The sequence below is a fragment of the Shewanella mangrovi genome (assembly GCF_000753795.1).
In the GTDB taxonomy this organism is placed as follows: Bacteria; Pseudomonadota; Gammaproteobacteria; order Enterobacterales; family Shewanellaceae; genus Shewanella; species Shewanella mangrovi.
The window spans coordinates 305,833-329,855 of sequence record NZ_JPEO01000003.1 but is presented as its reverse complement, the minus strand read 5'-3'; the positions used below and the strand labels follow the sequence as shown (position 1 = coordinate 329,855).

The following is a 24,023-nucleotide window of genomic DNA, read 5'->3' as shown; positions in this document are numbered from 1 at the left end:
AGATGCGTGTTATCAACACCAATTGAGGGTGTTACTACGTTGAGAACCCAAAACAGGGTCATAACCTTCCTCGCCAGTGCAATGGTGATATTGCACTGCTTCACAGCCTCCGCGCATCAGGTAAAGCAAGCGGTTGAACCGGTTAATCGCTACTTTCAAGAAAGCTGGACCACTCGCGATGGCTTACCGCACAACACAGTAAATAGTCTGTCACAGACCCCAGAGGGGTACATCTGGCTCACCACCTGGGAAGGTATTGCGCGGTTTAATGGCAATGAATTTAAAGTCTACGGCCGCGATGATACGACAGGTTTGCCCGATGCCGGGATGCGCAGTTCCTACGTTGATGCCAATGGGCGACTCATTATTGGGGGCTCACGAGGCGGTTTAACCTCTGTTAAAGATCATCATTGGCAGCCGTTGCGGCCTGTTGGCGGTCTGGTGAACGCGATGGCGGCCGAAGCTGACGGCAGCATATGGGTGGCGACCGAAGGCGATGGACTGTTTCGCGAATATGCCGACGGTCACAGCGAACATTGGACCGTGGAAACTGGATTACCAAGTAATTCTATTTACGCCTTAGTCAAAGATCCTGATGGTCAGTTGTGGGTCGGAACCTCAAAAGGCGTGGTCGTCTTTGAACAGCAACAACTGCGGGTAAATAAAGATATTCCGGCGGCACCTGTATTTGATGTATTACCCACAAAACAGGGTGTGTTGTTTGCTACTGAATTTGGTTTACTGCGCTGTGTTGAGGCGCAATGTCAGCAATTTATGCCTGAACTGACCAACATCGCGGTCTCCAAGTTGATGTTTGATCATCAAGGTAGCTTGTGGATTGGCACGATTGAGCGCGGTGTTTATCGTTACAGCAAATCCTATGGGTTGGAACACTTGGAAACCGGCCGCGATCTGCCGCGTAACCGAGTATTGAGTCTGCTGGAAGATCAAGAACACAGTATCTGGATTGGCACCAATGGTGGCTTACTAAGACTGCGTGACGTGCCGTTTTCAACGCTCACCGAAGAGCAAGGGCTTGCTGGTAATTATGTACGCACTGTGTTGGCTGATAAAGATGGCAAGAGTATCTGGATTGGTACGTCTAATGGTCTGAGCCGCTACGATATTGCGGCAGGCAAGGTGGTACAAAACCTTATTCCTAAGCAATCGATTCTGAGTCTTGAGCAACAAAGTGATGGCACGCTCTATATCGGCACCTACACCGCGGGGGTGTTCGTTTACAAAAATGGCGAGGTTGAGCTGCTGCTTGATCGCGAGCGCGGCCTCATCTCCAATGAAGTGCGCGCTATTCTGCGAGCCGATGATGGCGCCTTATGGATGGGCACTTCACAGGGGCTGACCATTTTGCAAAATGGCCAGCTACGCAGTATCACCACAGATAGTGGCTTACCGGGCAACTTTATTGTGGCATTAGCGCAGGTCGGCAAGCAGATTTGGGTGGGTACCGGTACTGGCATCAGCATTTGGGAAGGTGATCATTTCGAAAATGTCCCGATTCAGCAGTTTGATAATGCCGAGTATGCGTTTGGCTTTTTCTATCAAGATAAACAGCAGTTACTCTGGGCGGCAACGGATAGGGGCTTGATGCGCCGTAATCTTGCCACCGGTGAAACCGGGATTATTGGGCGCAGTAAGGGGCTGCCATTCGATAAGTATTTCCAAGTATTTATCGATGATCATGACGATATCTGGATGAGCAGTAACCGTGGCATTTTGCGTTTCAGTGAAGCGGATGCCAATGCCGTACTGGAGGGGAAACTCGCCAAGTTGCCGCTGGTTCTCTACGGTGAAAGTGATGGTATGGTCAGTGCTCAGGCAAATGGGGGCTCATCACCTACCATTGCCAAATCTACCGATGGTAGCTTATGGATGGCCACTGCGCGTGGCGTTGCTCGTGTCGACCCCAGCCGTTTGTATCTGTTTAGCCAATATACGCCAAATGTGGAAATTGAAAGTCTGACTTTAGATGGGCAAAGGCAACAACTGCTGGATGACAAGATTACCATGGCGCCAGGCGTACAACGGATGGTGGTGCGTTATGCTGGCTTAAGTTACATCATGCCTTCACGCATCCATTACCGCACCCGCTTGCAGGGATTTGATCAACAGTGGCGCGATAACGCTAATCAGCATCAGATTGAATTTACCAACTTGGCGCCGGGTGAATACCAGTTACAGATCCAAGCACAAAACCCCAGTGGTGACTGGAGTAAGCCAGCAATCTTAAATATCACCAAGTTGCCATTTTGGTGGCAAACCTCGTTGGCACTTTATTTGGCTATTTTGGGGTTGATTCTGTGGGTGGTACTTATTGTATGGTGGCGTACCTATTCACTGCGTCGTAGCCGTGCCAATCTGCTGCAACAAGTTGAATTAAAAACAGAAGAGCTACAGCGGCATACGGATCATCTGGCGCAGCTCAACAGTGAAAAATCGGCGTTATTAGAACAGCTGAGTCGTCAGGCGATTGCGTTAGAAAAGCAAGCCATGCAGGACGAACTCACCGGCTTACCAAATCGGCGTGCCTTTGATGAAACCTTTGAACGCGAATTTAGCCGAGCTAAGCGTAGTCAGCAGCCATTAGCGTTAGCATTTTTGGATATCGATCATTTCAAAAGCATTAACGATAACTTCAGCCATGAGGCGGGGGACCTTGCCCTTGAACTACTCGGTCAGCAGCTCAAACAACACTGCCGCGAATTTGATGTGTGTGCCCGTTGGGGCGGAGAAGAGTTTGTAATGTTGTTGCCGTCCACTACCTTAGAGCAGGCATTGGCAGTGAGTGAGCGGCTGCGTTATCGCATTGCATCGATGGATTGTAACGATATAGCACCACAGCTTGAGATAACCGTCAGTATCGGCGTCGCCTGTAGTGATGATGCGGTTGATATGGACGAGTTGTTGAACAAAGCCGATCGCGCCCTCTATCGCGCTAAACAAAATGGCCGTAACCGTGTCGAGCGTTAAAGTGGGCGATAATCTAGGCGCGAAAATCTGGGTAGGCTTGCTGGTCTTTTAGCGCACCGAATTGGGTCATGACTTTGCGTTGAACTGATAGCAGTTTGCCAGATCTTTCGTTCATCATATTGCAGGTTTGTACTTTAAGACTGAGCTCACTTATCAACTCCCCTATCTTTTCGCGCATAGGGGAGGGTAGCTTTGCTTGTAATGCCTGCAATCCGTCTTTATTTCCCGGTAATCCCAATTGCTTAAGATACTGTTCACGTTCAACATTAGACTCGCGCAAGTTGTTGAGTAACGCCAACATATCACTATTGAGGTCGGGCAGATGCAGGTTGTCGCGGCTACTTAATAGCTCATATTGCTGCTCAAACTGTTTGATCAGTTCGTCTAAGCGACTGACGTCGTGACGCATACTGCCGAAAAAGCTTTTGAGATCGTTAATCTGTTTGCTCATCGACGGTGTAACTCCAGCACGGCACTGATCAGTGCATCGGCATCCAACGCCAGTTCACCGTTTTCAATAGCACTGCGCATCGCCATCACTTTGTCCATATCGACTTCGTCTTGAGCGCTGAGGTGATCTAATGACGCGCCAGCGGCCAGACTCGTACTACTAATATTCGCGCCAGCCGCGGCTTGTTTAACGGCAGGTTTTGCCATTTCAGCCGTTGCTTTCTTGGTGTCCGCTTTCAGTTGTTCAATGGGAACAACACCTTGGTTGCGAATTTTCATGCTCAATACTCTCGAACTAAACCTTACTAATCACTATAGGCGACCGCTTTCAGGAAAAACTTAAATCAATTGCCAATAAAATCTACCGCCACTTGTCCGCCTTTAAGCACTTTGCCTTCGACTACCTTGCCTGAGCTGTTATTTTTCACTTTGACCCGTTCACCCAACTTAGCATCCTCCATGGCGGTGCCACGCGTTGAGGCGCTAAAACCATCAATATCTACCACCATAGTCACTATATCACCGCGTTTTACAATCATTGGATTTTCAAGCAGATAGGCAGAAATAACTTGCCCAGCATGAATACGGCGTCTGACCAACTTATTGGCCGCAGCCAGCGGTGCAAACAGCGGTTCCGCGTTGACTTTGGCGAGGTCGACTGAAGAGAGTTTTATGTCTGCCAAGGCAATTTGGGTATCGCGCTCTAGTGCTTTAGTCGCGACCAATACATCCGCCCATAGGTGAACTTCGGCAATGGCTCGGCTGGTCCAGCGTTCATTGTCTACGCATTCGATGCGATAGCCGACCCGTCCTAATGGTGCTTGATTGGCGTTCGGTCGTGAAAATTGCCAATGGTTACATGGCCTTTGTGTCGCGGCATCGGCGATGCGAAAGCTAATACGCTGTTTGTGCGCGGTAAAGCTATGTTGCTGCTGGTACTGCTTCAGTTCCTGCTGCACGTGAGCGTTGAGCGCTTGCTCCAGCGAATTGGTGGCATGCAGCTGACAGGAAAATATCGCCAGCGGAAGTAGCCAGTAGTTGTGCTTCCGTAGCGGAAGAAATGCTTCCCTGATTTTGCCTAAAATTACATCAAATGATTTCATTGTATTGATATTTATAGATTTTATTTGTTGGCATAAAAATTGTTTAACCCTGTTCAATATTCATACCTGAGATTCAAAAGGGCACAGACAGTGGGACCATTTGATAAAGCGTTTGGCGTTCATCCCTACTCCATGGCATTGAGATTGGATCGCGCTGAAATTATCGCTAGCAACTTGGCGAATGTCGATACTCCAGGGTTCAAAGCGCGAGACGTAGACTACCAAAGCATTATGCAGGATGTGCAGTCCAGCATGACAAATGCTGCCGAAACGTCCGTCACGGCCGAGCATCCTTTGCTCTATCGCGTACCCTACCAACCTTCTGCCGATGGTAACAGCGTTGAATTAAACGTTGAACAAGCCAAGTTCGCACAAAACAACATGGATTTTCAAACCAGTCTGACCTTTCTGAACATGAAAATTAACGGCCTCTATTCGGCGATTAAAGGTAAGTAACTATGTCTTTCAACAATATCTATGACATTAGCGGCAGCGCCATGAACGCCCAAGTCATGCGCTTGGACACAATCGCGTCAAACCTTGCCAATGCTGACACTGCGGCCAGCAGCGAAGCTGAAGCTTACCATGCGCTGAAACCCGTATTTGCGGCGATGTACCAGCAATCGAATGATGCGACGGACGACAGCAATGGCGTATCCGCCAGTGTCAAAATGCTGGGCATTGTCGAGTCTGACCGCGCGGTGGAACAACGCTACGAGCCGAACAATCCGCTCGCCAATGGCGATGGCTACGTATTTTATTCCAATGTGAACTCGTTAGAAGAGATGGCGGACATGATGTCAGCGTCGCGAAGCTATCAGACATCGGTAGAAGTCCTCGGCCGAGTGAACAGCATGCAGCAGAGCATTCTGCGTTTGGGACAATCTTAAGGAGTAGGTCATGGTCGATAGCATCTCTCAAGGTAGCACGGCGACTAATTTTGCAGCGGCAAACAATATCGCCAGCAATGGTCAAGATCTCTCCAACATGTTTATGGAGCTGCTGGTGGCACAAATTAGCCATCAAAACCCACTCGATCCGTCAGACGGTACTGAGTATGTCACCCAACTGGCGCAGTTCAGCAGTCTGGAATCGCTGCAAGGGATTAAAGAAAACACTGCCGCCAATCAAAGCTCACTGGATGCGATGAAAGTGTTGGAAACCACCCAGCTGGTCGGGCGCGAAGTGAGTGTGCCAGCCGCCAATGTTGTGCTTGAGCAAGATGGTGAGGTTTCCGGCGCAGTGAATTTAACCTCGCCAGCCAGTGCTGTGACGGCGCAGCTGTACAACGCTGACGGTGACTTGGTTGCAGAGCAACAGCTGTCATACAGCGGTGTGGGAACCCTGAACTTTCATTTTTCTGAGCAAGCTGCTGGCCAGTACAGCGTAAAAGTCAGCGCCCAGCAACAAAGCGGATTGTCGGCTGAGTTAACGCCTTGGTTAAACGGCACCGTTGAACGTGTGTCGGTTGGTGATAGTGCGGAAGATATTCTGCTGCAGGTAAATGGATTGGGTAACTACAACCTTTCCGATATTAATCAGTTGGTTACTAAGTCATAACAGTATAGGGAATCAAGAGTATGTCTATTTTTCAAATTGGCTTGAGCGGCTTGCAAAGCACTCAGTCGGCACTGGAAGTGACCAGTAACAACATCGCTAACTCTGCGACTTCTGGTTATAAATCAAGTAGTACCGAATTTGCTGCGGTGTACAACGGCGGTCAACGTGGCGGCGTCAAAGTGGCTGATATCAAAGAGGACTTCGCTACCTCTGGTGATCTGGTGCAGACCGATAACGATTTGGATTTGGCGATTGTCGGCAATGGCTTCTTCGTGATGAATAATGACGGTCAGGAAGCTTACACCCAAGCGGGTCAGTTTGGCTTAGATAATGAGTTAAATATCGTCAATGCCAGCGGTGCCAATTTGCAAGGTTACGGTGTTGATGCCAATGGCAATATCGTACCAGGGGTACTGACCAATCTGCAGATTGAAGGACAAAACATTGCGGCTCAGGCCACTGAGAATATTGCATTTTCAGCCAACTTCAGCTCAGCAAGCGATGTCATTCAATATCCGACCGCACCAGATGCATTCGAGCCTACCGATGGCACTGCTTATAACTTTTCTCAATCCAGTGAAGTGTTTGACTCATTGGGTAACAGCCATGTGCTGACGCAGTATTTTAACCATTCAGGCAGCAATCAATGGCAAGTCATGTACTTTGTCGATGGTGCGCCGATGACCACGGGCATTACGGCGCCTGCGGGCGCGACCGTTGGCAGCCAGACGGTAAATGTTGACGGTACTGATTACGCTGCGGCGGTCGTCACCATAAGCTTCGATACTGATGGTCAGCTACAGCCTATGGGCACATTGGCTATTCCAGCTAACGGTGTACCTGATGACAATGTCACTGACCCATATGATCAACGTAAATTGGATCTGACCTTTGCTCCGCTCGACAGCGAGGGCAATCCGAGTGGTGCAGGTGATGTCACCCTGACCTTAGATATGAGTAAGAGTACTCAGTATGGCTCCGGCTTTGCCATGTATAACAATGACGCTGATGGATACACCTCCGGCGAATACACTGGTGTCACGGTAGATGACAACGGCAACTTGTTTGCCACTTTCTCGAATGGTGAAAGCAAGCTGCAGGGGCAATTGGTGATGGCGACCTTTGCTAACGTTAATGGCCTAGAACAGGTGAATGACACTATGTGGCACAGCAGCGCCGATTCGGGCACGCCGTTGTACGCCACCGCCGCGTCAGAGAATGTCGGGCAACTGCTTTCTGGCCAATACATGAACTCTAACGTGGATATCAGTGAGCAGCTCGTTGACCTGATTTCATTCCAACAGAATTACCAAGCCAACGCTAAAACCATCAGCACTGCCGACGATATGATGCAAGTGCTGTTTAACGCGGTGTAAGGGTTAAGCGGTTATGGAAAGACTAATCTACACCGCGGTATCTGGGGCTGAACTCAATAACAAAGCCCTGCAAGTCGTGGCGAATAATCTCGCCAACGTCAATACCAATGGTTTTCGTGCGGATCTGGAACAAGCCCAATCAATGATGGTTGCCGGGGACGGCTTTCGTACCCGCTATCAGGCGCAGTTGACGCCAGTGGCCACGAGTTTGGCGTCAGGTCCAATGATGGAGACGGGGCGTAAGCTTGACGTGGCGCTGAGCGAAAACGGCTATCTCGCTGTGGAAGACAGTAACGGCCAGGAAGCCTACACCCGTGCTGGTAACTTGATGGTCGATGGGCAAGGACGTTTGACCGTTAATGGCCTGCAAGTGATTGGTAACCAAGGTCCCATCCAACTGCAGCAGTACGGCGATATCGATATCAGCGCTGATGGCACAATCAATTTAACCCCCGTCGGTGGAGGTTTAATAGCACAAGATGCACAGCTGAAGTTGGTCAGTGCCAACAACAATCTGGTGAAAGGCCAGGATGGATTGTTGCGCGATATCAACGGTCAGCAGCTTGCCGCTGACCCCACTGTCAGTGTTGCCACTGGCAAATTGGAAGGTTCTAACGTGAACGCGGTGGCGGAAATGGTGAAAACCATGAATATCAGCCGTCAGTTTGAAATGAACATCAAGATGATGAAGATGGCCGATGAACTGGCCAGTTCAGGCGATCGCCTGATCCGTGGTCAGTCATAAGATAAGGAAATAGCAACAGATGAGCAGTTCAGCATTATGGGTCAGTAAAACGGGGTTGGAAGCACAAGACCTGCGGATGACCACCATCTCCAACAACTTGGCGAACGTCAGTACTGTCGGCTTTAAAAAAGACCGCGCTATGTTCCAAGATCTGTTTTATCAGGTGCAACGTCAGCCAGGTACCCAAGCGGATGAACTCAATCAAGTGCCTTCCGGTATTCAATTAGGGACTGGTGTGCGCATCAATGGTACGCAAAAACAGTTCACTGAAGGCTCATTTGAGACCACAGATAATCAGCTGGATGTTGCCATTGCTGGCCAAGGTTTTTTCCAGATTGAAAGCCCTGATGGCGAAATCTTGTATACCCGTAACGGTCAGTTTCAGCTCAATTCAGAATCCTTGCTGGTCAACAGCGACGGTTTGCCATTAGCGCAAAATATTGCCATTCCTGATAACACCACCAAGGTCACCATAGGTAAGGATGGCACGGTAACCGCCGTGGTGGCGGGCAATGCTAACCCGCAAAATATTGGTCAGATCCAGACGGTAAACTTTGTCAATCCAACGGGTTTGGAAGCATTGGGTGGAAACTTGTACCGCGAAACAGCTGCATCCGGTGCGCCGATTGAAGGCGTGCCTGGACAGGATGCGCTCGGGGAACTGCAGCAGTTTACTGTGGAAGGCTCAAACGTCAGCGTCGTTGATGAAATGGTCGATATGATTGCCGTCCAACGCGCTTATGAAATGAATGCCAAAGTGGTATCTGCAGCGGATGAGATGCTGCGTTTCGTTAACCAGAATATGTGATAAAAATGCTGCCTCGTAAGTTTACTGGAATATTGCTGCTGACATTGCTGGCTGGTTGTAGCAGCAGTGAATCTCTGCCGACAGAATCAGCGCAGACGAATATAGCCGATGACGACTACGCTAGCAGCAATGCGGTGATGAGTCGTCAAGAGGGGGGACTTTATAGTGATAACTATATGTTCACCCTGTTTGCCGATAAACGTGCTTACACGGTTGGCGATATTCTGACGGTCATTTTGGCTGAGCGCACTCTGTCCAGTAAAAGCGCCGACGCCAGCATGGGCAAAGACAGTAGTTGGGATGTGGGGGTGCCGTTAGTGGGCACTCTGAACACTAACGATATGGCGTTGCAAGCCAACTCCGCCACCGCCTTTAACGGGCAAAGTTCTGCCAACCAGCAAAACTCTCTGAGCGGTTATATCTCGGTGCGTGTTGTTGAGGTATTGCCTAACGGCGCGCTGCGAGTCAAAGGACGCAAGCAGATCCGTCTTAACCAAGGTGATGAGTATTTAGAGTTGGAGGGCATCGTACGCCCTGAAGATATTGACGTAACTAACCAGATCTCATCACAGCGCATTGCCGACGCCAGCATTAGCTACGAAGGCAGTGGTGATATGGCCGATGCGCAAGAACCAGGTTGGCTAACCAAGCTGTTTACTCGTTATCTTAACCCCTTTTAAGGTTGGCGTATGTGTTCAAGATTTTTGGCGTTTTTCGCATTGTTACTCACGCTTATTTCACCTTTGACGCAGGCCAGCAGTCGCGCGTTGTTGGACTTGGTGGATGTACAAGGCACACGTGAAAACCAGCTTGTCGGTTACGGACTCGTTGTCGGCCTCGCGGGAACTGGCGACAAGTCGCAGATCCATTTTGCCGGTCAATCGCTTAACAATATGCTGAAGCAGTTTGGCGTCAAAATGGATGAAGGTGATTTACCGCGCACCAAGAATATCGCAGCGGTTAGCGTGCAGGCCACCTTGCCGCCTAACGCCAGCCCCGGACAAACCATAGATGTCACCATCAGTTCGCTCGGCGACGCTAAGAGTCTGTTGGGCGGCAGTTTAGTGTTAACACCGCTACGTGGCGTTGATGGCAAGGTGTACGCATTGGCGCAGGGTAACTTAGTGGTCGGTGGCGTAAATGCATCTGGCAGCACTGGCTCATCGATCACAGTTAACGTACCAACCGCCGGTATTATTCCCAACGGTGCCACTGTAGAGCGTGAGATTTTGTCGCGTAGCAGCCGTGTTGGTGAGGTGGTGCTTAACCTTAAAACGCCTAACTATAAAACGGCGCGTAATATCGTCAATGCCATCAATAAACTATTTGGGGCAGGTGTTGCTAACGCAGAAAACTGGGGCAAGTTGGTAGTAAGCGCGCCGAAAGATCCTAACGATTTCAACACCTTCATGTCGATGCTTCAGGATGTTCAGGTTGAGCAGGGCAGTCAGCGCCCGAAAGTTATCTTTAACAGCCGCTCCGGAACCGTGGTTATCAACGAAGTAGTGCGAGTGCATAAGGCCGCTGTCACTCATGGCAGCTTAACGATCACAGTGACGGAGCGCCAGGGCGCCATTCAACCCGCACCGTTCTCTAACGGCACAACCGTGCCCGTGAACAGCAGTGATGTCAGCATTGAGCAGCAAAAACACAACATGATGGTGTTTCCTGATGGCACTTCACTGGAAACCATAGTGCAGGCGATTAACAGCCTCGGCGCTACCCCATCTGAATTAATGTCAATTTTGATTGCTCTCGATAAAGCTGGCTCGTTAGAAGCTGATCTGATCGTGATTTAAGGAACCACTGCAATGACTACCCAAGTGTCGCCCGCACTCACTAATATGCTGGCGATCGACCCGAAACAGGTCGAGCAAATCTATGGCAACTTAAGTGAAGCTGATGGTTTAAAGCAGGCATCAGAACAGTTTGAAGCGATGTTTTTACAGCTGGTGCTGAAAAACATGAACAGTGCCACCGAAGCGGTAAGTGGTGACGATGGCATGTTCGGCAGTCGTGAACAGCGCATGTATCAAGGGATTTATAATAGTCAGATTTCGCAATACATGGCGGCGTCGGGTCAAGTCGGTTTAGCCGAGCAGATGTACCAGCAGTTAAGCGGACACTTGCAACACCTTGAAAATAAATTTAAGGAACCGGAAAAAACGGTCGCCTTACCTTTAGAAGGAACGGCTTTTTCCCAACCATTGCACACCAATGGTGTTGATTTCCCTGAAGAGAGGTAGCTATGCCGGGTATGTTGTCTAATGCGCTGTCGGGCTTGAATGCAGCGAATGTCGCGCTGACTGTGAGTGGTAACAATGTTGCTAACTCAGCCACAGTGGGTTACAGCCGCCAAGCCGCGCAATTTGGTACCGCAGGTAATTTAAACGGCGTACTGGTGAATAACGTCGACCGCATTGTTAATGGCTACTTCAACCAAGATATTTGGCGTACTCAGTCTGATCTGTCCTATTACGACAGTAAACAGAGCTATCTGGGGTACGCCGAGGAGTTACTCGGAACCGATTCGCTCAATTTTAACGACGCCGTCAGCAGTATTGCTGATGCGTTAAGTTCCGCGTTAACCGCTCCTGAATCGACCGCTTATCGTCAGGAAGTACTGTCTTCTGCCGCATCCTTAGTGAATAAAATGGCGCAAATTAATGGCGCTATTAGCGATCAACGTCAGCAACTGAGTTTGCAGATGAATGAAACTGCCAGCAGCGTCGAAAGTACGCTGCAGAAGTTGGCCGATTACAACAATAAAATTGCGATTGCGACCGCTAAAGGTGATGCCACCGCCACCTTAAAAGACAGTCGCGAGCAATTGGTGACCACACTTTCATCCTATGTGGGGATTGCTGTTACGGAACAACGTGACGGCACCATCGACATCTCGACCAATAATGGCTCACCGTTATTAGTGGGTACTCAAGCAGCAAGCATGAGCGTTGATCGCACTGATGTTTCGATTACGTTTGGGCGGCAGATCTTTGGCTTAGCAACCAATGTGGGGGGCTCATTGGGCGGTTTAATTAGCGCCGATACTGAGGTGCTAACGCCCACCGTGGATTCGCTTGGCAATATTCTCAGCCAACTTGCCGACGACGTTAACAACGCGTTGGCACAAGGCTTTGACCTGAACGGCAACGCAGGTATCGCATTATTTAGTTATGATGCCAACGACCCGCTTGGCACCTTTGCTGTTAACTCAGATATCACCACTGTTCAGCTCGCCTTTATTGGCAGTAATGTTGATGCTGGCGGCAGCTTAGTGGCTGCTGGTGGCGTTGGTGATAACAGTAACATTCAAGCGGTCATTGATACCTTAAGCGCGCAATCCAACAATTATTCGTTGTTAGTCGGCGCGTTGGCATCGCAAAGCGCTGAAAACCAGAGCAGCGTCGATACCGCGCAAGCCTTGAATGATAATGCGATTACGGCTCGCGATAATCTTTCCGGCGTCAACCTTGATGAAGAAGCGTCGAACATCCTCTACTACCAGCAGATGTATCAGGCCAACGCTAAGGTGATTTCCATCGCCGACCAAACCTTTCAAACGTTGTTGAATATGTTTTAAGGAGTGACCATGAGAGTCAGTTCCCATCTATATCACCAAAATATTATCCGCAATATCAACAACGGTACTGAGGCATACAATAAATATTCGGTGCAACTCTCGACTAACCAGCGTATTGCCAAGCCTTCTGATGACCCGTTAGGCTCAGTGATGTTGCTGACGTTAAACAATCAGTTGAGTACGCTAGATCAATACCAATCCAATATGGATCAGGTGGAATACACTCTCGGACAGCAGGAAACCCAGCTGTCGAGTACCATCAATATGTTGTACAACTTGATTGATCTAACCACCACCGCCGCGGATGCCTCCATGGGTGAGAGTGAAATCTCCGCGCTGGCACAGCAGATGAATGTGTTATTCCCGGCTGTGGTGGATCTGCTCAATGCCAAAGACGGTGACGGGCGCTATTACTTTTCCGGCAGTCAGACTGACACTATGCCGTTTCAACAAGATGCGGCTGGTAATTACCAATATATGGGCGATAGTAACATCCGCTCAGTGGCCGTATCGGAAGACTCCAAAGTCACCAGCAACGTCACTGGCGATACCATTGACCCGAATGGCAATTTTCTCAATCAGATGACCAGCTATCTGCAGTTGCTGACGACTACGCCGGGGGATGCGACGGTTGGCGACCAGTCTCGCGCCATGATTGACGGTCTTAATGGCTTTCTGCAATCGGTGACCAATCAAATCACGCAGATTGGGGCAACACGGGCGTCTTTGGAGCAGATCCAGAACGGCAATCAGGATATCGGCGTTTATACCCAGGGGTTAAAGGACGATATCAGTCAAGTGGATTATGCCGAGACCTACGTCAAGTTGAATGAAACTGTCACCTCTTACGAATCAACGCTTAAGGTTTACAATCGTGTCAGCGAGATCTCATTGTTCTCACTGATTTAATCCGCCATAACTTGGAATAACGCGACATCATGCAGATTGATACTTCACCAGCGGTTACCGAATCACAGCTTGCCAGCGAAAGTCGCGTGAGTACTGCGGCAACATCGGCCACTCCACAGGTGAATGCAGCAACTGCTCGTCCAAGTAGTAAGCTCAACAAACCATCCAACTCGGCGCAGCATGCCGCTTTATCGCGTTGGGTATCGCTCGCCGCCATCGCAAAATCGATGGGCCAAAGTGAACATTCAGCGCGCACGCTACAACAGCTGTCGCGTCAGCTGAAGTCGCTCGATATTCAGATCCAGCAAACACAGCAAAGCCCAGATGTTGGCAAAAAAGTGAATCAGCTGGTGACCGCAATGAAGCGCCAGTTGCAACAAGGTGGCGTCGATAATCGCCTGCAAGGCAATGATGGGGCGACGTCTGGCCGACTAACCAAAGCCTTGACCCCTAAAGTGGATTTACTCTCGCCTAAGCCGATGGATGAAACTGTCAGTATTGTCATGGGCCGCAGCGGTAAAGCGGTGTCATTAGTGTTACCCGCAAGTGCAAGTCGCAATGAGAATTTGCAAACCGTGAGTGAGGCATTCGCGGGACACAATATTGAAGTCGGTGTCACCGAGCGCAACGCATTACTGTTTCACGCCAGTGGTGATAACCGTGCCGCGCTAAAAGAACCCTGGTTAATGATGGGCACTGGTGTGCGAGTCGCCGCCGGGAATCCTGTCGCCGTATCACTGAGTGAAGAACCCCATGCGCTGGACGAGTTACAGCAACTTTCGCAGCAGAATGACGCTCGCTATCAGGCGTATTCTCAAGAAATTGCTAAATTGCAGCGTAATATCCAATCAGCACTGCAAGGCATAGAAAGCCGTCGGCAACAGATCATGCTGCGATTACAGCAGGTGCAACGTCCACCAATGAGTGAAGAGCATCTGTCTGAAATCAATGGTGAAGTACAGCAACTGTTGCAGCGTCCGCAGCAAAATGCGGTGCCAATGCTGATCTCCAAAGCCAATATCACCCGCAATCTGGTGTCCTTCAGTCTCGGCTCTTAATCCTTTTCGTCTGCGCCTGGTTGAGAATCAGCTGCTTGTTGCTGATGTAGTCACACCGGTAATTAAGTGCAGCATTGATTTGAGTGCGGCGAATGTTTTCTCGCAAACGGCGACACCGCATTCGCGATGATGAGCCTCAGCTGTAAAACGCTGCACTTTAGTTAGGACACCTATCGTGAATCAATCTGAATTTTCTGATGGGCGATAAAGAATTTAAGAGTTATTAAACAGTAGGTTATGTCAACTTTGAAAATTAATTTAGTTTTTTCAAAAAATATATTTCAGTTTTTAAAAACAAGCGTCGCTTATTGATTAAGAACATCGAATTCACAGGAGATAACAGATGTCTTTATCTATCATGAACAACTCTTCATCGCTGTCTATCCAGAACCAATTGAACCGTACTAACAGTTCATTGGGTACCGCACTGGAACGTCTGGGCAGTGGTCTGCGCATCAACTCAGCTAAAGACGACGCCGCTGGTCTGCAGATTGCAAACCGTCTGACTGCACAGTCTGTTGGTCAGAAAGCTGCGCTGTATAACTCCAATAGCGCCATGACTATGATGCAAACGGCTGACAGCGCGTTTGATGAAATGACTAACATTGCTGACCGTATGAAAGAGCTGGCAACGCAAGCTGCCAACGGTACCAACAGCGCTGACGAATACACTGCCATGAACAGTGAATTTACTGCGTTGACATCAGAGCTCTCAAGCATCATGTCCAACACTTCTTATGGTGCTGGTACTACTTTGCTGACAGGTGGTAAGTTTGCCGCAGCTGTTGACTTCCAAGTTGGTGCATCAGCAGCAGAAGTTTTACAAGTTGATATCAGCGCCAATATCACCAGTATCGGCACTGGCATTACTGGTTTCGGCGCAGCTAACGTAGCTGACCAAGCAACCGCTAAGACAACGATGGCTGCTGTAGATACCTTTATTAACAATATCGGTACAGCTCGTTCATCTCTCGGTGCAAGCATGAACCGCCTTGACCACACCATCAATAACGTTAGTAACATGAAAGAATCTACTGATGCTGCAGCGTCTAACTTGATGGATGCTGACTATGCTGTAGAAACTTCTAACATGACTAAGCAGCAGTTGCTGATGAACTCAGGCGTATCTGTGCTGAGCGTATCAAACAGCACTAACCAGATGATTGCATCTTTGCTGCAAGGCTAAGTCGTTAGCCCTATTTGAGTCTCGCTAGCAGAGGCTCAAAGCAAGGGTGGCATAGCGCCACCCTTTCATGTTTATAGTCTTGCCACTATCGAAAGTCCTTTACTAGGACTTGCTGTAACATCAGGAGTATCGTCATGGCGACCAGCACTTCATCCGTCACCAGCATGGATCCGGCTTACTTAGCTGAGCAATACACCCAACTGGACAGAGCGAGTAAAGATCAGCTACTGAGTAGCCAATACAGTGAAGTGAATGCCGAGCTGAAAGCCTTCACTGCGTTAAAGTCCAGTCTGACCGATTTTGCTGACTCGCTGTCGGACATTCTGGGTGATAGTGGCGTATTGGTGAACTCTGCGACAGTCTCTAATGAAGATATTGCCTCTGTTACTGCGGATAGTAGCGCTGCGGCGGGTACTTACGAGCTTTATGTCGACCAGTTAGCACAGGCACATCAAATTGCGCTGAGTTTTGGTACTGGTGCGACGATGCCAACCAGCGGCGATCTTGGTATCAGTGTCGCCGGTAATGAATTTGTTGTGGACCTATCTACCTTAGGCGCAGGTGCAACTCTGTCAGATGTGGCGCAGTTGATTAACAATAGCGCCGATAATACTGGTGTCAGCGCCAGTGTGATGCGCAGCGGCGGTGGTGACTACTTAGTGTTTACCAGCAATGAAACAGGTGCCGCCAATACGGTTGCTCTCAGTTATAGCAGCGATGGCACTGCCGAAGGGGATGCTTTTGCTAATAGCATTACCAATCAGCAAGAGCTGACTGCCGCACAAGATGCACAAATTCGTTTAGGGTCTAGTTCTTCCATCACCCTAACCTCGACCACTAACTCATTAGAAAACGTGATTGACGGCGTAACCATTGATCTTAATCAGGCACAGGCCAGTGGTGATAGCGCAATTCGAATTACTGTGGGGGAAGATCTCGATAAGACATCAGATGCCTTACAAGATATCGTCGACCAATATAACAGCCTGATGGATGACTTAGGCGGCGATGATATTGGCCGTGACAGTATGGCGCGCAATATTAAGAGCCTAATGCGTAGCAGTTTTCAGGGATTATTTGAAGGCAGCACGCTGTACTCCATCGGCATTGAATTCAGTCGCGATGGCAAAATGGAGCTTGATACCGATAAACTGCAAAAGGCACTCGATACTAATTCTACCCAAGTCTCTGCCATGCTGTCGGGCGATACTGGCGTATTTGCCAAACTTTCAAACTCGCTGTCGCCATACAGTGACCGTTTTGGATTTCTGAAAACGAAAGTTGATACTCTGACCAATCAACTATCGAAAGTGCAAAAGAAACAAGAAGACTTCGATAGCAAAATGCAGAATGTTTATCAGCGTTATTTGAACCAGTTTACACAGATGCAGATTACGATTTCGCAACTGCAATCAAGCATGTCATCATTCTCTGAGAATTAAGATTGTATCTACCCTAGGAGTAATTAAATGTTTGATACAGGGTATTCCGCTTACAAAAACACCGCGGTCGAAGGCAGAGCCGCAGGGGCTGACGTGCATCAGTTAGTGTTGATGCTATTTGATGGTTTTTTAGAAGAGTTGGAACGTGCCATCGGCCATATCAATGGTCGCCGCTTTGACCGCAAAGCCCATAGCGTAGAAAAAATGCTGCGTATTTTAGGCGGTTTAGAAGCCTCGTTAGATCTGGATAAAGGCGGTGAGCTGGCAAACAATATGGCGCGCCTTTATGACCACTGTGGTCAAATGGTGCTGCAAGCCAGCTTGCGCAATCAGGTCGAGCCATTGGACAACGTGCGTCAGGTCATGACCAACCTACAACAGGGTTGGAAAGGCATCGGTTCCCAAGGTTAATCAAGTTGCCGTTTTTATGTTAAAAGCCACCTCTGGGTGGCTTTTGCATTACTAGCGGAATCACGCTTTTCCACTTCCTCTATAAAGCGGAATAACTACTTCCGCACTCCCGCCTTTTTAAAAATAAAATCAAATAAAAACATGAGTTTATTTTGTGGCATGAATATTGTAAATGTCAGGAATAATTGTAGATATTGCGCTATGGCCCGTCACCATACCAAGCACATATTGCCCCAGACAAAAGCGGCGATACGGATGAAGAACAAGCAAAACGATGAGTACAGAAGAAGGGAAGCAGCTGTTGTTGGCGCAGCAAGTACAGGCTCTGCTCAGTGCGATGAAGCTCGCAGTAACCAAGCGTCAGTGGCATCAACTACGGATGCTGGATGGTGAACTCACTGCACTCTCACAACAATTGGCGTCGCCCGAGTTTTCTGCTTTAGCGCAGCGGCTTAAGCCTGTGTTGCAGCACCACTATCGCAGCATATTGCAGCAACTGGAATCGGAACAAAACCAGGTGAAACAAAAGATGGAGCAACACCTGCGCGATCAGGAAGGGATTAAGGCGTATCAAACGTCTATGGATGGCCAGTCATGGTAATGAATGTACTTAATGTTGCAGCGAGCACAGGAACCAGCGGCGGCAATAGCAAAATCAGCCGCAGCCATGATGTGTTATCAGAAGACGCTGCTGCTGTTACGCCGTTTGCGTCACAAGCGCTCGCGGACTCAAACGCACAAGATGACGAACACGCTGAGATATTAGCGCCGTTAACCGCGGCAGCTACCCAGAGTGCACCCGATAACCATGCCGAACGCCAGCAAGCCACAGCTGAACAGACACCAGCAACGCTGCCAGCAAGTTTGGGGGCATCGTTATTTATACTGCCACCGCAATTACAGATGAAGGCTGAAGCTGTGCCATCAGCTGAGTTCACGCCTGTTCCTGCAAGCACAGATACTGATGCAAATGCGTTAGCAGTAACCTTCACCAGTGGAGCCAAGGTGGCGGCGGCAGCAACTGAAACCTCGCTGTCCGGCAGCGCTGTATCGCCAACCGTTGATGACATTATTGTTGCCCATGCACTAGCGACAACCACAAGGTTAGCGCCAGCTAACGCAACAGCGCCGTTTAACGCTGGTTCACCGATTCAGGCCGCGGCTGCTGAAGCCGTTGTCTCATTGTCGCAGCCTGCCGTGCAGGTCGCGTTATCGAACGTTGCAAATTCTGTGCAGAGCAATACCGCAGTGCCGTTGGCAACGCCGAATGACATCGCCCAGACCGCCGCCGATAACGCAGATATCAGCGCGCAGATTAGTGCCCCAAGCTCCGCGCCAAACAGCAATCGCAACTTGACACAATGGTGGAATAACAGCGCCAGTACGGTTAACCAAGGAGCAAACGCGGTGGATGTGGGCAGCACGACAACCAGCAATCGCGTTGGTGGTTTGGCTCAGCAGCTGACCGCGTCCTTAGCGGTACAACCGCAACTAAATGGGCAACATACAACTGACGGCAATAGCGCCCGTGTTGAGACGAGTTTAACGCCGATGACAGCGCATCTGGGGCCATTCAGTGATAACGCCACCAGTGCGGCAGGCACGATAAATCGTCAGCAGCTACAACTGGATGCTGGCATCGGCCAGCAAATTACCAATCTGTTGAAAGACCGAGTACAGCTGCAACTGGAACATGGGCAGCAAACGGCGCAAATTCGGCTTGATCCACCGCGGCTTGGCAGCATTGATGTACGTATCAGCATTGAAGGCGATCGCACTGTAGTACATCTCAATGCCAGTCATGCGGCGATCCGCGATGCCATTGCCAATACCACCGAACAATTACGCACCGCACTGGCGGGCAAGCTCGGCAGTGACGTTACGGTATTTACCAACGCTGATAGCGGCGGACAGTCGCAGCAGCACCAAGCACCTCAATCAGCAGAACAAATTGATTCTAACCTTCTTGCCATCGGCGAAGACCCGTCTGTGCCACCAACACAAACGCAGCGTGGCTGGATTAATCGACTCGCTTAATGGAGCGTTTTAGGAGCATTACATGAAAGTTGTTATCGCCATTATTTTCGCTTTAGCGCTTGCCGGAGCTGGCGTTGCCGGAGGTATTTATTACGCCAATGGGCAAAAACAGGCGAACAGAGAGCAAGCTGAGCAGGCTGAAATCGCCAAGTCAGCCATCTTGTTCTACCCGATGGAGCGATTTGTGGTGAGCGTCAGTGATGACAACTACTCACGTTATTTAGTGTTGGAATTGTCATTGGCGACCAAAAGCCGTGGCTTTTTGGAGTTACTGCAACAACAAGCGCCAGTGCTGCGTAACGTGTTGGTGAAGTACTTCGCTAATACCAGTCGCGAACAAGCTAAAACGGCCTTTGAAAACGTGTCTGAAGTGCAACAGCAGTTACTGCATAAATTTAATGAGGCGCTTGAGCAGCAGCAGATCGACAGCAAGCTGGAGCAAGTGCTGGTTACCAATGTGTATTTGCAATAGGGCTGAATAACCATGCTGGCGCATAGCGAATGGAAAGCCGCTGGTGAACAGCTGGAAAACCAGCCCGTCGCCGGTGAGCAGGCTGCGCTCAACCAATACGCGCATTTAGTGCGCCGGGTCGTGGCCCATATGCGCTCGCAGGTTGGGGTAGTGGCAGATCGCGATGATTTGCAGCAGATCGGCATGATGGCGCTGCTGAAATCGATTCGTCGCTATGGTCGTTCGTTGGACGAACAGTTTGAATCTTATGCGTTTAAGTCGATTCGTGGTGCCATGTTAGATGAGTTCCGTCGGCTTGATTGGCGTTCACGGCAGTCACGAAAAGAGGCGCATGATTTTCGCGATGCGGTACGCGAGTTACGTCGCGAGCTGGGACGTGAGCCCAGAGATGCCGAGATCTGTGTGGCACTGAAGATCAGTGAACGACAGCTGCTCAACATGCGCTATCTCGAACAAGCCGAAGTGGTTGAGAGTTTCGAGATGTTGCTGGAGCAACAGACACATTTTGTCGACAGCAATGAAGATATTGAGCAGTTAGAAGTGCGGCAACTGATGACGCAAACATTGGCGCTGTTGCCGGAGCGGCACCGCATTCTGCTGCAGTTGTATTACACCCATGAATTAAACATGAAAGAGATCGCCTTAACACTCGGGTTAACGGAGTCGCGGGTATGCCAGCTGCATAAGCAATCATTGCAGTTATTAACTGAAAAATTAAAAGGCTAGGGGCAGGAAACGCCATGCAAAAATTTGTTGGATTGATCATTGTGTTAGCCGCAGTGGTAGGCGGCTTTGTCTATGCTGGCGGTAACGTGGCCGCGCTGTGGCAACCCGCGGAAATGATCATTATTTTCGGTGCGGCCATCGGTGCCTTGGTGGTGGGGAATTCGCCTTATGTGCTGCGCGAGATGCTGACCCAGCTCAAATACCAATTCAAAACAGTGAATAAGCAAGATCAGCTCTATCAGGATTTACTGTTGCTGATGTATGCCTTGCTCGATCTGGCGCGCACGCGTGGTCTCAAAGATCTGGACGAGCACGTAGAAAACCCGGAAACCAGCTCAATTTTCCTTGCATATCCTTCCGTGGCCGAGTTCCCACAACTGGTTACCTTTATCTGCGACAACTTGCGTTTGTTCAGTATGGGCAAAATCTCCGCCCACGATTTTGACGTGATGTTAGAGCAGGAAATCTATTGCATCGAAGATGAAAAACTCAAGCCGTCGCGCTCATTAGCGTCAGTTGCTGAAGCGATGCCCGGCTTCGGTATTTTGGCGGCCGTCGGCGGCATCATTATTACTATGCAGCATCTCGATGGCCCGTTGAGCGGTATCGGTATGCACGTGGCGGCGGCGCTGGTGGGCACCTTTATCGGTATTTTTGGTTGCTACTGTCTGATGGCACCGTTTGCTTCATCGATGGAGCAATACGTGAAAAAGAATGTGGCGGTGTTTGAATGTGTCCGCGCCATGTTAGTGGCTCATGCTAAAGGCCATGTGGCAATTGTGGCGACGGATGCCGGCCGTAAACTGATCCGTGAGGAGCTGAAACCTAGCTTCAACATGATGGAAGAATGGATTAACAACAGGGCCGCTTGATGAGTATCAATAACGACAGCGTAATTGTGCGGCGGCAAAATCGGCGCAATGAAGCACCGAAACATACCGGTGCTTGGAAGGTGGCCTTTGCTGACTTTACCTTGGCAATGATGTCATTTTTTATGGTGATGTGGCTGATGCAGGTATCCAGCAAAGATGAACGGGTGCAAACCGCTCATTATATGCGAACCCACTCGATTTTTGACGGCAGTCCATCGTTTTTTGATCCTGAAAACAGTCCCTATCCAATTGATTTAGGTGGTACGCCATCGATTATCGACCATGAAGCCGCCAACCGTTTGCCGCCAGATAATCCGTTACCGGGCATGAGTGAGTATCTGAGTGTGCCGCAGGGCAAGAAAGATTCGGCGTTAGGTCGGGGCGATAAACTCAATTCACTGATTGAAGGTACGGCTGCCACGCCAGCGGAACTGTCCGCACTACTGCAGAACTTTCAACAGATTGCGAAGCAGCAGCTCGCCGAAGGTAATGTGCTGGTTGAGGCGGTACCTTCAGGGCTACGAGTCATTATCAAGGATGACAAAAATCACCAGATGTTTCCTCGTGGACAAGAGGAGATGACGCCATTTTTCGAAGACTTACTGTTCTGTCTCGGAGAAGTGTTTAAGCAGATTAAAAACTCGGTGATTATTTCCGGCCACACCGATGTCACTGGCTACAACAACAGTAATTACAGCAACTGGGAACTCTCCGCTTCACGGGCCTTGAAGGCGCGGCAGATGCTGGTCGCTGGCGGCATGCCTGCCAACCGAGTTGAGCAGGTCAATGGCTTTGGCTCCACTCGATTACTCAATCAGCAAGATCAGGCCAGCAGTGAGAACCGCCGCGTTGAGTTACTGATTTTGACGCCTAAGGCCGAGCAACAGTTGAACGCACTGTTTGCCACCAAAACCGTTGAAGAAACCGCACCAGCGGTACAACAAGCGGCAAAAGATGCCCAGGCCAATCAACCTGTAACCCGTTTGAGTGAGATGCAGCAATGAGTTCGCGGCAACAGAATCTGCGCCTGTATAAACGCCATCCTTTGAGCCGGGAATTAACCCCCGAAGAACAACAACATGACGGTATCGCCGTCAAGCTCTACTGGCCAGCCATTCTGGAATGGTTTGGTTGTAATGCCATTATGAAAGACGTGGGCCTTGGCGGTTCAGGTTTATTAGTGCCGTTAGAAAAGAAGGTACCAAGCCACATCATCATTGAAGTGGATGAGACCGTGCGGCTCAAGGGCAAAGTGGTGCACCGTCGCCAGATCAGCGAAAAATTGTTTTTTCTTGGTATCGATTGGCGCCGAGAGCCTGACAGCAAGCGGCGTCGCATGTTGAAACAGGTTGCCATGCTGCATCCGCAGCTCAAGTCTCGAAGAAAAAAGCGTAATCAAGCCGCACAAGAGGAGTCCTTACCTTGAGTAAGAGAAAGCAGTATCACCGGTTACTAAGTGGCGAACACGCTGCCAGTGCCTTGCCGTTTCCCCTGACACATGAACAGCGCGATCAGCAAAAGGCGTTGCATGAGGCAGACAGATTACGCTCAGAAATTAAAGAGATGCTGATGGTCGAGCTGCAGCAACTCATCAATGGCCTCAGCTTTGAGATGGATATTGTCCGCTGTCAAGGCAGTGCGATGGACACTTGGTTGAATGAGTGTTCGCCACTGATGATGCGTATGGACCTCGCCGAAGTGGAACGTGACGCTTATATGGCGATGGATCATCTCGCAATTCATCAGCTCGCTGACCTGTGTCTAGGCGGCCGTATGCGCGCGACAAAAAATGTCGACATCAGTGAGTTGACGGTGACCGAAACCCGCATCGCCTTGCGCGTATTTCAGCGTGTAGTGCGAGGTTTGGAATATCTGTTCCAGGGCAGCCGTTCAGGTGGCGTCGCCGAAGTGATGAAACAGGTAACGCTTCCCGCCAGCCACAGCGCCATCATCTATAAGGTACGCATGTTACTTGATGGTGACGTGATCAGTTGGTTTATCTGGTTACCCGTGGCAATGGTCATTCCACCGAGTTTCTCATCCCTACCTTACGGTGAGCCAACGCCCGTGATGGATGAGGACGATTGGTTGGCCTATCCCATCAAAGGCCGCGCAGTTTTGTTAGAAAAACAGATTAATGTCAAACAGCTACAACAGCTGTTGGCTGGGCAATTTATGCCGTTGTCATTACAGGACGACGCGCATTTTCGCATTGGCAAGCGCGCAATGTTCAGCGGCAAAGTCGCCCAAGAAGACGGCAAATTAGTATTTCAGGTTACCCAAAAATAAGAGCACAT

At 49.7% G+C, this 24,023-nt stretch carries 27 protein-coding genes; 24 read left to right on the top strand and 3 right to left on the bottom strand.

What is annotated here, in order from left to right; genetic code table 11:
• The first annotated feature begins 39 nt into the window (after nucleotides 1-39).
• Nucleotides 40-2,988, top strand: coding sequence for a ligand-binding sensor domain-containing diguanylate cyclase (locus tag HR45_RS06640; RefSeq protein ID WP_156104024.1), 2,949 nt, complete (start codon nucleotides 40-42; stop codon nucleotides 2,986-2,988).
• A 13-nt stretch (nucleotides 2,989-3,001) separates the two neighbouring features.
• Here the strand turns inward: HR45_RS06640 and flgN are convergent, their stop codons facing one another.
• The 3 genes from flgN to flgA form a co-directional block, all read right to left on the bottom strand.
• The gene (gene flgN, locus HR45_RS06635) at nucleotides 3,002-3,439 is read right to left on the bottom strand and encodes a flagellar export chaperone FlgN (RefSeq protein ID WP_037441034.1); all 438 of its coding nucleotides are present in this window, start codon (nucleotides 3,437-3,439) and stop codon (nucleotides 3,002-3,004) included.
• Nucleotides 3,436-3,717 carry a flagellar biosynthesis anti-sigma factor FlgM gene (locus HR45_RS06630; RefSeq protein WP_052074563.1) on the bottom strand — a complete coding sequence of 94 codons (282 nt, stop codon included), beginning with the start codon at nucleotides 3,715-3,717 and terminating at the stop codon, nucleotides 3,436-3,438. Before HR45_RS06630 ends, flgN begins: the two co-directional genes overlap by 4 nt.
• Nucleotides 3,718-3,782: 65 nt before the next feature.
• Complete coding sequence (gene flgA, locus HR45_RS19010) at nucleotides 3,783-4,541, bottom strand: flagellar basal body P-ring formation chaperone FlgA (protein WP_052074562.1); 759 nt, start codon at nucleotides 4,539-4,541, stop codon at nucleotides 3,783-3,785.
• A 132-nt stretch (nucleotides 4,542-4,673) separates the two neighbouring features.
• Here flgA and flgB point away from each other — a divergent pair, with 132 nt between their 5' ends.
• From flgB to HR45_RS06510, 23 genes are all read left to right on the top strand, one after another.
• A complete protein-coding gene (flgB, locus tag HR45_RS06620; RefSeq protein WP_052074584.1) occupies nucleotides 4,674-4,997 on the top strand; it encodes a flagellar basal body rod protein FlgB in 324 nt (107 codons plus the stop codon).
• Nucleotides 4,998-4,999: 2 nt separating this feature from the next.
• Nucleotides 5,000-5,431 (top strand): flagellar basal body rod protein FlgC, encoded by a 432-nt coding sequence (gene flgC, locus HR45_RS06615; RefSeq protein WP_037441028.1) that lies wholly within the window; start codon nucleotides 5,000-5,002, stop codon nucleotides 5,429-5,431.
• Nucleotides 5,432-5,441: 10 nt separating this feature from the next.
• Nucleotides 5,442-6,101: a flagellar hook assembly protein FlgD gene (locus HR45_RS06610; protein ID WP_037441025.1), complete on the top strand. Its 660-nt coding sequence runs from the start codon at nucleotides 5,442-5,444 to the stop codon at nucleotides 6,099-6,101.
• Between the two features lie 20 nt (nucleotides 6,102-6,121).
• Nucleotides 6,122-7,477, top strand: a complete 1,356-nt coding sequence (locus HR45_RS06605) for a flagellar hook protein FlgE (RefSeq protein WP_037441021.1) — start codon at nucleotides 6,122-6,124, stop codon at nucleotides 7,475-7,477.
• 13 nt (nucleotides 7,478-7,490) lie between these two features.
• Nucleotides 7,491-8,222, top strand: coding sequence for a flagellar basal body rod protein FlgF (locus tag HR45_RS06600; RefSeq protein ID WP_037441018.1), 732 nt, complete (start codon nucleotides 7,491-7,493; stop codon nucleotides 8,220-8,222).
• Nucleotides 8,223-8,241: 19 nt separating this feature from the next.
• Nucleotides 8,242-9,030: a flagellar basal-body rod protein FlgG gene (flgG, locus tag HR45_RS06595; RefSeq protein ID WP_037441015.1), complete on the top strand. Its 789-nt coding sequence runs from the start codon at nucleotides 8,242-8,244 to the stop codon at nucleotides 9,028-9,030.
• 5 nt (nucleotides 9,031-9,035) lie between these two features.
• Nucleotides 9,036-9,710 (top strand): flagellar basal body L-ring protein FlgH, encoded by a 675-nt coding sequence (locus tag HR45_RS06590; RefSeq protein ID WP_037441012.1) that lies wholly within the window; start codon nucleotides 9,036-9,038, stop codon nucleotides 9,708-9,710.
• 9 nt (nucleotides 9,711-9,719) lie between these two features.
• Entirely contained in the window at nucleotides 9,720-10,829 is a 1,110-nt protein-coding gene (locus HR45_RS06585; RefSeq protein ID WP_052074561.1) for a flagellar basal body P-ring protein FlgI, read from the top strand.
• A gap of 12 nt (nucleotides 10,830-10,841) precedes the next feature.
• A complete protein-coding gene (locus HR45_RS06580; RefSeq protein ID WP_052074560.1) occupies nucleotides 10,842-11,276 on the top strand; it encodes a rod-binding protein in 435 nt (144 codons plus the stop codon).
• A gap of 2 nt (nucleotides 11,277-11,278) precedes the next feature.
• Nucleotides 11,279-12,613, top strand: coding sequence for a flagellar hook-associated protein FlgK (gene flgK / locus HR45_RS06575; RefSeq protein WP_241461068.1), 1,335 nt, complete (start codon nucleotides 11,279-11,281; stop codon nucleotides 12,611-12,613).
• A gap of 9 nt (nucleotides 12,614-12,622) precedes the next feature.
• A complete protein-coding gene (gene flgL, locus HR45_RS06570; protein WP_037441009.1) occupies nucleotides 12,623-13,522 on the top strand; it encodes a flagellar hook-associated protein FlgL in 900 nt (299 codons plus the stop codon).
• Nucleotides 13,523-13,551: 29 nt separating this feature from the next.
• The gene (locus HR45_RS06565) at nucleotides 13,552-14,580 is read left to right on the top strand and encodes a hypothetical protein (RefSeq protein ID WP_037441006.1); all 1,029 of its coding nucleotides are present in this window, start codon (nucleotides 13,552-13,554) and stop codon (nucleotides 14,578-14,580) included.
• Nucleotides 14,581-14,923: 343 nt separating this feature from the next.
• A complete protein-coding gene (locus HR45_RS06560; RefSeq protein ID WP_037441003.1) occupies nucleotides 14,924-15,766 on the top strand; it encodes a flagellin N-terminal helical domain-containing protein in 843 nt (280 codons plus the stop codon).
• 134 nt (nucleotides 15,767-15,900) lie between these two features.
• A complete protein-coding gene (fliD, locus tag HR45_RS06555; protein ID WP_037441000.1) occupies nucleotides 15,901-17,208 on the top strand; it encodes a flagellar filament capping protein FliD in 1,308 nt (435 codons plus the stop codon).
• A 27-nt stretch (nucleotides 17,209-17,235) separates the two neighbouring features.
• Entirely contained in the window at nucleotides 17,236-17,619 is a 384-nt protein-coding gene (gene fliS, locus HR45_RS06550; RefSeq protein WP_037440996.1) for a flagellar export chaperone FliS, read from the top strand.
• 274 nt (nucleotides 17,620-17,893) lie between these two features.
• On the top strand, nucleotides 17,894-18,220 hold the full coding sequence (locus HR45_RS06545) for a hypothetical protein (RefSeq protein WP_037440995.1): 327 nt from the start codon (nucleotides 17,894-17,896) through the stop codon (nucleotides 18,218-18,220).
• Nucleotides 18,214-19,656: a flagellar hook-length control protein FliK gene (locus HR45_RS06540; protein ID WP_081933405.1), complete on the top strand. Its 1,443-nt coding sequence runs from the start codon at nucleotides 18,214-18,216 to the stop codon at nucleotides 19,654-19,656. Before HR45_RS06545 ends, HR45_RS06540 begins: the two co-directional genes overlap by 7 nt.
• 22 nt (nucleotides 19,657-19,678) lie before the next feature.
• On the top strand, nucleotides 19,679-20,128 hold the full coding sequence (locus tag HR45_RS06535; RefSeq protein ID WP_037440993.1) for a flagellar basal body-associated FliL family protein: 450 nt from the start codon (nucleotides 19,679-19,681) through the stop codon (nucleotides 20,126-20,128).
• Between the two features lie 12 nt (nucleotides 20,129-20,140).
• The gene (fliA, locus tag HR45_RS06530; protein WP_037440992.1) at nucleotides 20,141-20,854 is read left to right on the top strand and encodes an RNA polymerase sigma factor FliA; all 714 of its coding nucleotides are present in this window, start codon (nucleotides 20,141-20,143) and stop codon (nucleotides 20,852-20,854) included.
• Nucleotides 20,855-20,868: 14 nt separating this feature from the next.
• A complete protein-coding gene (motA, locus tag HR45_RS06525; protein WP_037440991.1) occupies nucleotides 20,869-21,726 on the top strand; it encodes a flagellar motor stator protein MotA in 858 nt (285 codons plus the stop codon).
• On the top strand, nucleotides 21,726-22,730 hold the full coding sequence (locus HR45_RS06520; protein WP_037440989.1) for a flagellar motor protein MotB: 1,005 nt from the start codon (nucleotides 21,726-21,728) through the stop codon (nucleotides 22,728-22,730). The genes motA and HR45_RS06520 overlap by 1 nt, the downstream gene beginning before the upstream one ends.
• Entirely contained in the window at nucleotides 22,727-23,152 is a 426-nt protein-coding gene (locus tag HR45_RS06515) for a hypothetical protein (RefSeq protein ID WP_037440987.1), read from the top strand. Before HR45_RS06520 ends, HR45_RS06515 begins: the two co-directional genes overlap by 4 nt.
• Nucleotides 23,149-24,015: a FliM/FliN family flagellar motor switch protein gene (locus HR45_RS06510; protein ID WP_037440985.1), complete on the top strand. Its 867-nt coding sequence runs from the start codon at nucleotides 23,149-23,151 to the stop codon at nucleotides 24,013-24,015. The genes HR45_RS06515 and HR45_RS06510 overlap by 4 nt, the downstream gene beginning before the upstream one ends.
• The last annotated feature ends 8 nt before the right edge of the window (nucleotides 24,016-24,023 follow it).